15 protein-coding genes are annotated in these 13152 nt (G+C 59.9%); 4 read left to right on the top strand and 11 right to left on the bottom strand.

What is annotated here, in order from left to right; all coding sequences use genetic code 11:
* Positions 1-750 precede the first annotated feature (750 nt).
* From EZI54_RS16410 to EZI54_RS16375, 8 genes are all read right to left on the bottom strand, one after another.
* Positions 751-1011 (bottom strand): hypothetical protein, encoded by a 261-nt coding sequence (locus EZI54_RS16410; RefSeq protein WP_131482968.1) that lies wholly within the window; start codon positions 1009-1011, stop codon positions 751-753.
* Complete coding sequence (locus tag EZI54_RS16405; RefSeq protein WP_131482967.1) at positions 1001-1321, bottom strand: hypothetical protein; 321 nt, start codon at positions 1319-1321, stop codon at positions 1001-1003. Before EZI54_RS16405 ends, EZI54_RS16410 begins: the two co-directional genes overlap by 11 nt.
* A gap of 51 nt (positions 1322-1372) precedes the next feature.
* Positions 1373-2176, bottom strand: a complete 804-nt coding sequence (locus EZI54_RS16400; RefSeq protein WP_131482966.1) for a hypothetical protein — start codon at positions 2174-2176, stop codon at positions 1373-1375.
* A 235-nt stretch (positions 2177-2411) separates the two neighbouring features.
* Positions 2412-4787 (bottom strand): phage NrS-1 polymerase family protein, encoded by a 2376-nt coding sequence (locus tag EZI54_RS16395; RefSeq protein WP_131482965.1) that lies wholly within the window; start codon positions 4785-4787, stop codon positions 2412-2414.
* A 186-nt stretch (positions 4788-4973) separates the two neighbouring features.
* Complete coding sequence (locus EZI54_RS16390; RefSeq protein ID WP_131482964.1) at positions 4974-5171, bottom strand: helix-turn-helix transcriptional regulator; 198 nt, start codon at positions 5169-5171, stop codon at positions 4974-4976.
* Positions 5172-5264: 93 nt separating this feature from the next.
* Positions 5265-5804: a hypothetical protein gene (locus EZI54_RS16385; protein WP_131482963.1), complete on the bottom strand. Its 540-nt coding sequence runs from the start codon at positions 5802-5804 to the stop codon at positions 5265-5267.
* A 4-nt stretch (positions 5805-5808) separates the two neighbouring features.
* Positions 5809-7074: a tyrosine-type recombinase/integrase gene (locus EZI54_RS16380; RefSeq protein WP_131482962.1), complete on the bottom strand. Its 1266-nt coding sequence runs from the start codon at positions 7072-7074 to the stop codon at positions 5809-5811.
* Positions 7075-7271: 197 nt separating this feature from the next.
* Positions 7272-8138: a YicC/YloC family endoribonuclease gene (locus EZI54_RS16375; RefSeq protein WP_131482961.1), complete on the bottom strand. Its 867-nt coding sequence runs from the start codon at positions 8136-8138 to the stop codon at positions 7272-7274.
* Positions 8139-8318: 180 nt separating this feature from the next.
* Between EZI54_RS16375 and rph the strand changes: the two genes are divergently transcribed.
* Positions 8319-9035 (top strand): ribonuclease PH, encoded by a 717-nt coding sequence (rph, locus tag EZI54_RS16370; RefSeq protein ID WP_131482960.1) that lies wholly within the window; start codon positions 8319-8321, stop codon positions 9033-9035.
* Between the two features lie 67 nt (positions 9036-9102).
* Here the strand turns inward: rph and EZI54_RS16365 are convergent, their stop codons facing one another.
* Complete coding sequence (locus tag EZI54_RS16365; RefSeq protein WP_131482959.1) at positions 9103-9912, bottom strand: exodeoxyribonuclease III; 810 nt, start codon at positions 9910-9912, stop codon at positions 9103-9105.
* Between the two features lie 70 nt (positions 9913-9982).
* On the opposite strand from EZI54_RS16365, the gene pyrE reads away from it, so the two are divergent.
* Both pyrE and EZI54_RS16355 read left to right on the top strand, forming a co-directional pair.
* On the top strand, positions 9983-10621 hold the full coding sequence (gene pyrE / locus EZI54_RS16360) for an orotate phosphoribosyltransferase (RefSeq protein WP_131482958.1): 639 nt from the start codon (positions 9983-9985) through the stop codon (positions 10619-10621).
* A gap of 134 nt (positions 10622-10755) precedes the next feature.
* Positions 10756-11412, top strand: a complete 657-nt coding sequence (locus EZI54_RS16355; protein ID WP_131482957.1) for a DUF4124 domain-containing protein — start codon at positions 10756-10758, stop codon at positions 11410-11412.
* 63 nt (positions 11413-11475) lie between these two features.
* On the opposite strand, the gene EZI54_RS16350 is transcribed toward EZI54_RS16355, so the two are convergent.
* Positions 11476-11895, bottom strand: coding sequence for a hypothetical protein (locus EZI54_RS16350; protein WP_131482956.1), 420 nt, complete (start codon positions 11893-11895; stop codon positions 11476-11478).
* Between the two features lie 415 nt (positions 11896-12310).
* On the opposite strand from EZI54_RS16350, the gene EZI54_RS16345 reads away from it, so the two are divergent.
* Positions 12311-12745 carry a fibronectin type III domain-containing protein gene (locus EZI54_RS16345; RefSeq protein WP_131482955.1) on the top strand — a complete coding sequence of 145 codons (435 nt, stop codon included), beginning with the start codon at positions 12311-12313 and terminating at the stop codon, positions 12743-12745.
* 63 nt (positions 12746-12808) lie between these two features.
* On the opposite strand, the gene EZI54_RS16340 is transcribed toward EZI54_RS16345, so the two are convergent.
* Positions 12809-13132: a DUF2782 domain-containing protein gene (locus EZI54_RS16340; RefSeq protein ID WP_131482954.1), complete on the bottom strand. Its 324-nt coding sequence runs from the start codon at positions 13130-13132 to the stop codon at positions 12809-12811.
* Positions 13133-13152 lie beyond the last annotated feature (20 nt).

Raw genomic sequence — 13152 nt, 5'->3', positions numbered from 1 at the left:
GTCTATCCCGACAAGGGCGCAATAGTGCCGACACACGGGCGAGCGCTCAAGCCATGCGCGGGCCAGCTCAGCGGCCTCCTGCTTGTTCGCGCCGCTCTGTAGGGACATAGCGTTACCTTGGCTATCGACAATGGCCAAGAGGATAACCTCACACACCAGTGCTTTCTCCGCGCTGCGTTGCTTACCTCGCTCTAACTCGGGGAGTATTGCTTCCATGTGCCAGTTACCCCCGGCCCGTTTTGCGACGGTAAGCCAGGTTAGCCGCTCGTCGCCTGCACACCTTACAGCTAGCGGCTACGCCGTGAACGCCGAATTGCTGCCGGTGAAAGTCTCGGGCGAGCTTTTCCTGGTGGCAGCTGCTGCACTGCTTCACGGCTTGCGGTGCGTACGGGATTTTCGTTGCTCGGCGCTCGGCGTCTTTGCACCGGCAGCAATGGCGGCCAGACACATAACGCTCTGTGCGCCCACAGGCGGAACACTCCCCGCCCTGGTATCGTTTCGCGCCGCTCACTAGGGCTTTTTGTCGATTCGTTTTAGACATTGGTTCACCTATTTAGCGCAGATACTGGCCGCCACGCAGCGGGCCAGACCTTGCTCCAAGTTAAGGCGGCGCTGAAAGGCCGTGATTGTGCGAGGGCTGCCCGGTCGAATCAAAACGGCAGGGGGCGGGGGGTGCCTCCACAGGACCCGTTACGTTCCGGGCGGCCTCGCGGTTAGCTGACGGTAGCCGCTTCGTAGCAGTCGGGGCCGCTAGCGCAATCCCAAGCGGCGGACTGTATCGGCCTCCCGCCTGTCGCGCTCATCCTCTACGGCGGCGTAGTGGTGGTTTAACGCCTCATCCGATACCACGGGCGAACCGTCCCGGATTGCTTCGGTAGCCTCCTGTAGCGAGTCATACCAACGCGCCGTATCAAGGTGCGCCAGTGCCCGCTCCCGCTCCTGCCGGGCCCCTTCTTCGATTAGCGCGGCGTACAGCTCCGGCGCTTCAAGTCGTAGCCGCTCAATATCCATTACCCACCCCCAGGCGCTTCTCGATAGCAGCAACGACTTCAGCGCTGGCGTTATCTTTCCGGGCCTCCTCCATAGTCAGGACCAGATAGTTAGCCTTAGCGGTATCTGTCATCGGTGCGCCGTTTCGGATGCATTCGCGGGCGAACTGCTCGCGGGCATTCCTCGAGGGGGCCGGGAGTCTCGCCAGGATACGCTCGCGCTCCTGCTGGGTGCCTTGTGCGACGCACTCCGCATAGAGCCCCGGATAGGATTGTTTAAGCTCGGCGAGGCTAAGAGGGCCACGGTTTACGGTTGGGGATTTATCAGACATTAGTGTATTTCCTCAAAGTGAAGGCCCGCCGTAGCGGGCGCGGTGAATCGGTTAACCGGCGTTGAGATCAACGACAGGGCCAGGCGAGCGGAGATCCACTTCGTAGCGCTCGCCTCCCGGCTTGGTTTCCTGTCTAACGGGCGAGGCTGTGCGGATCTTCGGCGGATGCTCCGCCAGCTTCCGGGCCGCTTCGATCAATACCGGACGCGCACCGGAAAGCGGCTTGTCCTGGTACTGCCCCGCGTCCTTCACTAGGTCCGAAAGTTTCCGCCGTAGTCGGGTATCACTGGCACAGGCTTTAGCCACAGCCTCGGCCCATGTGTTGGCGAAGTCGCCGGGATAGATTCCGACGGTTGAGCGGTCGAGCTTGTCGAGTAGTTCGCGTTGTTCGTCACTGGTAAGAAGGTCGGACGCTTCCGGCCCGGTTAGTCCTACCGCCTGGCGGCTGAATGCCTGTTCACGCTCCGCCAGCACAGTGACCAATTCACTAACTAGCGAAGCGGCGCGGTCGGTTAGTTGCTGGTAGTTACCGGCTGCCGCTTCCGCCTTTCCCGCTACGCTTTCCAGTAGAAGGCGGCGCTGCTTTTCCTTGGCGGCGGCTTCTTCGGCTTCGAGGCGGTCACGCTCGGCGCTTTCGGCATCGGCCAGGAGGTCGAGCTTTTCACGCAGTACGGCCCGCTCCTTGGCGATAGTGTCGAGGTCGTCGAGCCCGCTAGAAGGTTTCAGGGATGCCAGGCTATCGCGGACGCTGGCGGCTAGGTTCTGAATCGTCTTAAGGTTGCTGCTCATTTTTTCGGTTCTCTTGCTGTTGGTGGCCGCCGCTTGGGCCGGGTTTAAAATTCGGTCCGTGTCCAACTATTCGCCCACTTGGTCGGACGGGCTGAAAACCTTGCTATCACTGGGCTAGCGGAATTTCTGCCCACTCTGTCCAACTATTCTCACTTCGCCGCCAGCTAGCCCGGCAGCCGCCACAGTTAGAAGCCGCTAGCCGCTACGCCCTCCCCGCTCATCTCCTCTCTCTTTCTCTCTCTTACTACTTATTTAGTTGGACAGTTGGACAGTTGGACAGAGAGAGGAAGAAAGTCAGTAATTACGGGCCTTTAGGCTGGTCCGAGAAAATGGACTGTGCCCGGACACACTCGTTAGTTGGACTAGCGGCGGCCTCCCCCTCATGTGCCCGCTTCCAGGCGGCAGCCACGGCCAGCGAAGAAGGAAGGCCAGCGGCTAGGCTTCCACGTTTCACGTATAAGCGGCGGCGGGTTCCGTCTAGGCTGATCTTGCCAACGCTGCTTTCTAATGCCGGGTGCTTTATGTAGCCCAGGTTCGCCAGCACGACGGCCACCTTTTGCGGGCTTAGTTTCTTGCCGTTCGCTTTCAGTAACTCTCCGGCTGCCCTGGTGCATACAAGGCCGCCACGGAATCCCCACTCCTCGAGGTCGATAGCCTCCTGAATAATCTGCTCAGCAACGCCCAAGCTAGAACGGACGGCCTCGGCGGTGCTGCTGGTAACAGGTGCGCGGCCCATAACATCAACGCTTATCGAACGGTTAGCCAGGTAGTGGGCCACGTGGGCAAAACCGCCGCCCTCAAGCCAGCCATACAGGGCCGCGAAGTACGCGCCGTCCATGGCGTCGCGCTCAAGGTCGCCCGGCTCCTGTTGGGAGGTATAAAACACGCAGTAGCGGCGGTCGTTCTCGCTTTTTAATACCGCGTCCTTGTGGTTTGAAAACATGATGAAGTTGGCGCGGTTGTCGCCGGTTCGCTGGTCCTGCCCCTTGCCGTGAATCTCTATCCGCTTGTTCGTAATCATCGGCTTCAGTGTGTCGGCCACTTCCTGACGGCCAGCGGTGTGCAACTCCTCAATGCCGATAATCAGCTTTTGTTCCAGCCAGCTATTAAACGGGTTCGTGATCTCTGAGGCGTTCGGTAGGTGTCCGTAGCGTTCGCCCAAGGCGTAGGCCAGCACATGGTAGAAAACCGTTTTCCCGTTGCCCTCTGCACCTTGCAGAACTACGCACCACTGAAACTTAACGCCCGGCTTTTGGACGCAAGCCGCCAGGTATGACAGAAAAATTTCCCGGTCCCCCTCTTGAGGCAGCATTCGTTCAACATGATCCAGGAAGGGCGAAACATCGCCCGCTGTTTGCTCGCCTTGGGCTTGCACATAGACATTCACCAGACGCCTCCCGCCTTCGTTCACAATCTGCCCGCTTGGCGTCTCGGGACGAAAGCAGGTGCCATGTGCCCACGGATAGCTAACCGCCTGCGATTCGGTGAAGGCTTCCCAGGCTTTACGGGTCGTCTTGCCGTCGTCGCTCACAATGAAGCTATAGCCTCCGAACGTGGCGTTAAACTGCTCGGGCTTGAGCTGGTCGCCGTCGGGTATGAATACCCGGTGACGGTCACGCATGTAGACGCATCCCGCGAAGTGCTCGGCCTGTTGGGTTGGCGCTAGTAGCTGATGGCCGGAACGGTAGGTAACGCTCGTTACCGGGTCGAGTCGCACCTGGTCCAGTGGTTGCCGCTGTCCGCTGTAGACGTTGGCGCATTGTTGGGCGGCGCGGGTTATCGTGCGCTCTCGATAGTCGGGGCGGTTCTCCCATTTCTCGCGGTAGAGGCCGGAGCAACGAAAAAGCCGGTCCATTCGCTCACAGTCGCGCCCCGTCCAGAACGCCAGGTGCTGGCACAGGGCGGCATCGGCGCTGCTGGCGTCATAGTCCCGCTGGCCCTCGTTATCCGGGTACGCGGTCGCCAGGGCTTGCTCGTCGGCTTCCCATAGCTGGCGGAGCGTTACCCCCGAACCGAACGCGGCCCGGCTGCTTGGATTAGTCGCCAGCATCTTCTCGATAAGTTGGCCGTCATCGCTTGGGCCGCTCCATTCCGGGACGGGCTCTGTCGTCCACTCTGCGGCGGCCTCGCTGCCTTCCCTGCCTGGTGCGAAGTAGTCAGCCACCAACGCGGGCAACGCGCTTGTGTGGTCGCTGGCGGCGCTTCCCGTGGCGTTGGTGCCGGTGAGCGCAACGAACCGGCCCTCTGTGTAGAGTTCCAGGCCAAGGGCTACGTTTTTACAGCTATGCGCCGGAACCGCTCCCATGCCAATAATGTGTAAGCCGCTAGCGCTCTGTGACACTTCCACGGCGGCCCCTGCCAGTCGCTGACACAGCCCCAGGGCCAAGGCGGACCAGTTGCGCCCGTCCGGCTCTAAACAGTGGTCTATGTCGAGAAAGAAAAAAGGGTCTGACGCGGTGAACACGAAGCCCAGACCGTAGCCCTCGCCGTAGCCGTGAAGCGTCGCCAGGGCCTGCTCGGCGCTCATCCATGCGGCGGCGTTGTGCGCGTCTCCTACTTGGGCCGTTCTGTAGTCAATCGGGAGCTTTACGCGCTTGCCGTTGCGGTCCGCCAGCTTCCACAGTATGAACTGAGGATAAGCGGCCAACGCTTGCAGGGGTTCGGGGAGCTGCTGCATTAGAACGCACTCCCGCTGTTGCGGCGTTTGGCTAGTCGCTCCGCGTCTTTGCGTACCTGCGGGACAGTTAACCCGTAGGCCCGTGCAATAGCTCCGGCTTCACCTGCCCGTAGGCGGCTACCGGGCGGCAGCTCAGCCACGGCGCGGCGGATTGTTTCCTGGTAAGTGCTCATACTGCCCGCCTCCTCAAGCCGAATACTGCTTAAGCCAATCGGTGTAAGCGGACGCGAGGTAGCCAAGGACCCGCCCGTTAACTTCGATCACTGCGGGGAGCTTGCCTTCTTGGGATAGCCGCCATTCTGTGGTTCGGCTGATGCCGGTTAACTCGCGGAATTGAGCGCGGGAGATAATGCGGTCGGGGTTGGTTTGCTGCTGACTATTCATAACGCACCTGTTGATTGCTTATCGTTTCAAGGTGCGTCCAGTGTCGGTTTTCTACTTCGCCCGCATAATGGAAAAACTCGGGGCGGTTTCGGGTTACTTTTTCCCCGGACGGTAGGCTTTAAGAAAGTTCTCGGGGTTAATTTCGGGCCACAGTGCCGCCGCTAGATCAATAAACTTAGCTCGGCTGATCTCATTCAAGGGCGGGAAGCGGTCCAGAAATCGACGCAGCTCGTCTAGCTGGCGCTTATGCTTGGCGTACCGCTTTAGTCTGCGGCCCCGGTCGGTCGCTAGCTCCTGCATGGTCTGCACATACTCCAACGGGTCGCATAGCGGAACGCTCCGCCCGTCATACTCGGCCCGCTCCTCACGCAGAGACAGGAGGTTGAGCCGGTCTAGTTCGGGGATCTCCCCCAGTGCCGCCAGTAACTTCTCGCAATGAGTCGCCACAGCGGCATAGTTCCGGCTTTCCTCCGTCTCTATTTTCTTATTGCCGACGGCGATTAGCTCCGGGCAACGATCCATGAAGTAGGCCAGCTCGGCGGTGAAGTTGTCCGCCAGCCGGTCCAGGCCGCCACAGTCTGACCAGATGCGTTTAAGGTCCGCTGTTTGTGCTTCGCTGAATGTGCGAGCCATAGCCTTAAGCCCTCTTCCTGAAACTGGTCACGTTCGACACGGGGTTAACAATCGGTGCGAGCTGGTCCGCGATCTTTTGCAGTGCTTCGCGGCGTTCGTCTAGGTAGTCGTAGCGGTCGTAAATGCCCTCTACGCCCTTTAGCTTGTGGTTAAGGCAGCGCTCGGCAACGTGGCCGGGAACGCCCGCACCAGCTAACAGGCTGCGACAGGTCCGGCGCAAGTCGTGAATAGTAAAGTGCTCTATGCCTGCTTCGCCTAACTTGTTGGCTGACGGCTCACCGGGGCGCACCTTCAAGCCAAATAGCTTAGCCAGTGCGTGGTTCAATGTGTCGTCGCTGATATAACTCCGGCGCTTGCTGGCACGACGGGACGGGAACACGTACGCGGAGCCACACGCCCGCATGTGCAATTCTTCGAGCCATTCAATAGTTACGGGCGGCAGCGGGACCGTGATAGCTACGCCCGTCTTGCTCCGCTCCTTGGGGATATTCCACAGCGCGGCGTCTCTGTCGAATTCCTCCCACCTTGCGGCGATTAGCTCGCCCTTCCGAATGCCTAGAACTAGCAGCAACGCGGTAGCCAGATAGTTCTCCCGCGTGAACTGGTCGGCGTTCTCACGGAATACCCGGAAAACGGTTTTCAGCTCGTCGATAGATAGCGCCCGGCTCCGGCTCTGTTCGAGGCCGCCCGCGTGGTGAACTGTGAACGCGTCGGCAGGGTTCGATTTAACCAGATCAAGGCGGATGCCGTGGCGGAATAGCTGCTTGCAGTAGCCTAGCGCGTCGTTAGCAACGGTAGGCCGTCCGCTGGCGGTGATAGCTTCAATGGCGTGGCGAATATCCAGAGGGCTGACACGGTTTAGGGCTAGCTCCCCGAACGAAGGGGCCAGGTCATTCTCGTAGACGCGGCGGGGGATCTGAGGGTGCTTTAGCCGCTTATCAATATCGTTCTTGAGCCAATCCGCGGCCAGGTCGTTAACGGTCTGGATCTTCACGCCCTCCGGGCGCTTCTTTTCCGCTAGCGGGTCGATACCCTGCGTAACTTCGGCCTTGAGTTTGGCGGTTTCGGCGGCGGCGTTCGCCAGCGATAGCTCCGGGTACTTGCCCAGGGTAATCTCCCGGCGCTTCCCGTTCGCCGTGTAGCGGACTACCCAGAAGCCGCTCCCCTCATTGCTGACACGGAAGTACAGGCCGTTACCGGCTGCGAAGCGCCCCGGCTCCGCCTTCCGTAGGATCGACTTCACCTGTTTATCGTTGAGCTTAACCGCCATGCTGCCCCCTTGTGTCGGCTAGTGGTGACAGACTGCCGGTAATCGGCGCTTACTGGTGGTGACACGACTTTATGTCACCGTTTCTGTCACCACTATAGTGAAACATAGAGTGACAGATGTAAACGCCATAAAACAAAAAAGCCCCTATTTACGGGGCCTTTAGAGAGTATTGGAAAGTTGAGAAACGACCAGAAATGTCACTCTATGTTCTGGACCTGTTCCCGCATCTGCTCGATCAGGACTTTCAGGTTGACGGCAATACGGGTGACGTCCGCGTCGATGGATTTGCTGCTCAGGGTATTGGCTTCCCGGTTGAGCTCCTGCATCAGGAAGTCGAGACGCCGGCCCATGGGCTTGTCCGCCTGCAGGGTATCGCGCACCTCGCTGACGTGCGCGTCCAGGCGATCGAGCTCTTCGGCTACATCGGATTTCTGCGCGAGCATCACCATTTCCTGGGACAGGCGCTCCGGCTCCAACTCCACCTGCGCGGCGGCAAAACGGTCTTTCAGGTTCTGCGCCTGCTGCTCCAACAACCCGGGCATCCGCTTGCGAACGTCGGCGACGTAGTCGGAAATCTCGGAGAGCCGGTCCTGGAACAACGGCTGCAGCCGCTCCCCCTCACGCTCGCGAACGGCCACGAGCTCCTTGACGGTGTCCTCGAATACCCCCTGGGCAGCCGCCTTCACCGGCGCCATATCCTGCTGTGCCGACGCCAGCACGCCCGGCCAGCGCAGTATATCCAGGGCATTGATGTGGGCGGGGTTGTCAAGGATCCGGTTGACCTGGTTGGCCGCCTCGTTGATTTCCTCGGCCAGGGACAGGTTCACTTCCAGGCCGCCGCCGGCATTTTCGGCCAGCTGCAGTCGCATGCCAATCTCTACCTTGCCGCGCCCGAGGCGCTGGCGCAACGCCTCGCGGAACCCGTTCTCGAGTTCCCGCAGGGATTCCGGCAGCCGGAAGGAAGGCTCCAGGTAGCGATGGTTCACCGCCCGCATCTCGCAGGTCAGCGAGCCCCACTCCCCTTCGGTGTCTTTGCGCGCAAAAGCGGTCATGCTACGGATCATGAAAACTCCGGACTGTCGTTGGCGTTGATGTATTCTAGCAGCCAGTCGGCAACAACCGCGAACCGTCTGCGATGACACCCTCGTCATGATATACTGTGCGGCTTTCCAATGGCCCGATAACCACAAGCGGTTTCACGTCCGGGCCAGGACCCGCTTCATTCAACCAACACAGGAATCGGTATGCGACCCAGTGGACGAGCCCCTGAACAGACGCGCGACATCCGGATCACCCGCAACTACACCAAACATGCGGAAGGTTCGGTCCTGATCGAGTTCGGTGACACCAAGCTGATCTGCACAGCCTCTGTCGAAAACAACGTACCCCGCTTCCTCAAGGGCGCCGGCAAAGGCTGGATCACCGCCGAATACGGCATGCTGCCCCGCTCCACCGGCAGTCGCATGGGCCGGGAGGCGGCCCGTGGTAAGCAGGGTGGCCGCACGGTCGAGATCCAGCGCCTGATCGGCCGCTCCCTGCGCGCGGCCGTGGATCTGAACAAACTGGGCGAGCACACCATCACCATCGACTGCGACGTCATCCAGGCCGACGGCGGCACCCGCACCGCAGCCATTACCGGCGGCTGCGTGGCGCTGGTGGATGCCCTCAACCACCTGGTGAAGACAGGCCGCCTGAAAGCCTCGCCCCTGGTACAGATGGTGGGCGCCATCTCCGTCGGTGTCTTTGACGGTACGCCCGTGGCTGACCTCGACTACGCCGAAGACTCGACCGCTGAAACCGACATGAACGTCATCATGACCGACCGCGGCGGCTTCATCGAAATTCAGGGTACCGCCGAAGGCGCGCCGTTTGACCGGGAAGAGCTCGACAGCATGCTGGCCCTGGCCAAGCAGAGCATCGAGCACCTGTTCGATCTGCAGAAGGCAGCCCTGGAAGGATAACCCCGATCCGGAACGCAAAAAGGCCAGCAAAATCGCTGGCCTTTTTCGTATCCGCTACCGTCGGGCACTAGAAACCGATATCGATGTCGTAGTCGATGATCACCGGGGCATGGTCGGAGAAACGGGTTTCGTCGTCGACCCAGCCGGCCATGATCGTCTTGCGGATACCCGGCGTGGCCAGCTGGTAGTCGGTCCGCCAGCCGGCGTGCTGACGCCAGCCCTCGGCCCACTCCGGCCACCAGGTGAACTGGTCGCCGTCCTTGTTCACTTCCCGGAAGGCATCGATGCAGCCCATTTCGTCGAACAGGCGGTCGAGCCATGCGCGCTCATGGGGCAGGAAACCGGACACATCCAGTTTGTGGTAACGCGGACTGGTATCGGTCACGTGGTGCGCCGTCTGCAGGTTCGCGCAGAAGATGAACTGGCGGCGCTTGCGCAGGGTTTTCTGCATGTGCTGACCGAACGCTTCCATGAAGTCGTCCTTGTGGTCGAGCACCGTCAGATCGTTCTCTTCGCTGATCAGCTCTTCTTCGCGACCCAGGGCACAGGGGGCCAGCACACAGGCCACACTGACCTTGTCGAAATCCGCCTGGATAAAGCGGCCCTCGCGATCGGCCATTTCATTGGCAAAACCGTAGATGATCGCCTTGGGGAAATGCCGGGTGTAGATCCCCACACCGCCGTGCTCGGTTTCTTCACCGTCGATGAAGTAGGCTTCGTAACCTTCGGGTATGTAACGGGGGTCGTCAAACTCATAGACCCGCATGCGGTGATCCTGGACGCAGACCACATCTGCATCCTGACTCGCCAGCCAGTCAAAAAACCCCCGGTCAATGGCCTGCGCGAGGCCGTTGACGCTGATCGATACTACCCGCATAGATGTTCCCTGAAACGTTTGTGTGTATGATACCGTTTTTACGCCGTTTTGAAAGAAACCACCCCTTGCCATGCACGACTATCAACGCGATTTCATCGAATTTGCCATCCGCCGTGACGTCCTCCGTTTCGGGGAGTTCACACTCAAGTCCGGGCGCAGGAGTCCCTACTTCTTCAACGCTGGCCTGTTCAATACGGGGTCGGATTTGCTTCAGCTCGGGCGTGCCTATGCGTCAGCCCTGCAAAATAGCGGCCTGAATTATGACATTCTTTTCGGGCCTGCCTATAAGGGCATTCCGTTGGCCGCAGCCACTGCCATGTCGCTGGCCCAGACGGGTGACGACCGCCCCTACGCGTTCAACCGCAAAGAGAAAAAGGACCACGGAGAGGGCGGCAATATCGTTGGCGCACCCTTAAAGGGCAAAGCCCTCATTATCGATGACGTGATCACCGCCGGCACGGCCATCCGTGAATCCATCGATATTATCCGCGATGCGGGTGCCGAACCGGCCGGCGTGCTGATCGCACTGGACCGCCAGGAACGCGGCCGGGGCAAACTGTCGGCGATCCAGGAGGTCGAGGCCGAGTTCAACCTGCCGGTCGTCAGCATCATCCAACTGGAACAGGTCATCGCCTACCTCGCCGATCGCCCCGACTTCCAGGGCAATGCCCGTAAAGTCGCCGATTATCGAGACCAGTACGGCATCTGAAACCGGGCTTAAAGGACCTGTCTGCGACACGGGCAAGGGCCCGGCAACCAATTTTTACAAAGCACTCCGGCAGGTCTGTTATGCTGCGAGCATCCGTAGAACACTGGCGCAGTAAACTGGTGAATCAAGTCACGATGAAACACCTTCCACACCTTGCTCTTGCCGTCCTGCTCTGCACCTCGCTGGGCGCCGCCCAGGCCGGCACCATGTACCGTTACAAGGACGATAACGGGCGTACCGTTATCAGCAATACGGTGCCTTCCGATGCCTCCAAGCGGGGCTACCAGATCCTCAACGCACAGGGTCGCGTGGAGAAAACCGTCGATCCGGCGCCGACCAAGGAAGAACTGGCCGAGCGCGCCCAGGAAAAACAGCAGGAGAAACGCGCCGAACAACAGCGCGAGGAAGACGCCCAACTGCTGCGCACCTACAGCCACCCGGATGATGCCGTCCGCGCCCTGCGCCGCAAACTGCAGGAACTGCAAAGCCTGGTTCAGCTCAAGCGAGGCAATATCGCGGTCATCGAGAGCCAGCTCCAGGAGCAGCAGAGCAAGGCCGCCGACCTGGAACGGGCCGGCCGGGAAGTTCCGGACACCCTGACGACCCGGATCGAACGGCTGCAATCCCAGAAGCGGGATATCGAGCGGGAGATCCAGCAGCAGGATATGGAAACCGACCGGATACGCCACTCCTTCGAAGACAAGATCGAACGGCTGGAAGCCCTGACCGGCGAAAAACGCTCACTGGAACTCACCCCGGAGGATACCGGCGCAAACGATTCTTCCGATTAACGAACGGGCAGCCACGAAAAAGGGTCGCCAAAGCGACCCTTACCGGTCATCGATACGTCGGCCTCAGGCAGAGGCTGTGGTGGATGACTTCTTGGCCGTGCTGGTCTTGCGCGTGGTGTTCTTCTTGGCCGTGCTGGTGGTCGTGGACTTCTTCACCGGCTTGGCCTGCCTGGACACTTCATCCGCCGCTTCGGATACCGTTTCGGCACTCTCGGCCGTCTCCTTCTCGATCTTCGCCACGAGATCCGCGGCAAAGTTACCGAAACGGCTGTTCAGGCTGCGCAGTTGGGTAAACAGGCTTCCGCTGTAGTCGTCATACCGCTTACGCAGGGTCTTCACGCTGTATTCACGCGCTTCCGCTTCCAGCTTCTCGGCGTACTCGAACGGCTTGGCGGCCAGCTTCTTCTGGCGCTCTTCAGCCGCGTTGATGCCTTTCTCGACGATGTCCTGGATCTGTTCCTGATAACTCTTCAGCTTACCCATGTGGTGCCTCTCCATTGCTTGTGCTACTTGAATTCGACTGGCGGCGGGTCTCTGTCCCGCCAGGCCAATTTCGTTAACACCACGGACAGTACGCACAAAAATTAGAATAATCATACTAAGCCGCATTATTCAGTCGTCACCGCTAACCGACTGGCGCCAAACCAACTTCCGGCGAAAAGTGAACGCCTGTTCAAAAAACCTACAAAATGTTCACTTGAGACGGGGGAGGGCATCCGCATAATGACCGCCAATGGATTTGTGAGGATGGAGTCTTCTCCGCAGTGCCTCTTACGGGATGTTTCATACGGATGCCGGAACTGTCCGTCGCCGTCATTGCATGACGCTTGAGACGTCCCGAAATAAGAGAGCTCGCCCAAGCGGGCCAGGATTCACCAGCTAAACGTCAGGTATATCAATGTCCTACACAACGCCAAGTCGGGCTCGGCATGCCCTCCTTTTGCCCCTGTTTTTTGCCACCCTGTTCATCACCGGCTGTAAGGGTGGCGGATCGTCCTCGGATTCAGCCTATAAAGCATCGTCGGATACCGGCGGTGACGCGGCTGCCCTGAGCGAACCGCGCGAGGCGGCGACGTCAAACCTGCAATGGGTGGCACCGGCCACGCGCGCCGACGGCTCAAAACTCTACGTGGGCGAGATTCGCGGGTACCGGATCTACTACAAGCTGAAATACCAGGACAACTATCAGGCCATCAGCGTCAATGGCTCGGATGAAACGACTTACCCACTGAAGGGGTTCGAGCCGGGCGCCTATGAATTCGCGGTCACCACGGTCGATATCGATGGCCTGGAAAGCCAACCCTCCCAGGTGATTGCCGTCAACATCATCTAAAGTGACAGCGCCTTCCTCCCGGCTTCCCTGCAGTATGTGCCAAGCCGGAAGGCGCCTCACCCGTCACCACTGGAACAGGATCCACTTGGGCACCACCAACTGCGATCCATCCTGGCGGATGAAGCCCCCGTCGTCGGCCGGCACCAGGTAATAGACCGGCCCCACCTTCGGCTTCACCCGAATTTCCTTGAGCTCGCCGTTGACGCGATACTCGTAGTAAGTCGCATCCTTGCCCGGTCGAATGACGACTTCGGGGGCGTCCGGCGACGGCTTGTACTCAGAAGCGCGGACCGGCGCCTGTTGCTGCGCCTGATCTTCCTCGGCCAGGGCCTGGGCACTCAAAACGGTGGCGGCCACAACCACCAGCAGGGCAATCGGCTTTTTCATGTTAACCTTATGTTCCTTAA

Origin of the sequence: Marinobacter halodurans, assembly GCF_004327985.1 — a bacterium.
GTDB classification, from domain to species: Bacteria; Pseudomonadota; Gammaproteobacteria; order Pseudomonadales; family Oleiphilaceae; genus Marinobacter_A; species Marinobacter_A halodurans.
Note: the sequence above shows the minus strand (reverse complement) of the source record. Positions and strands in the feature narration are given on the sequence as shown.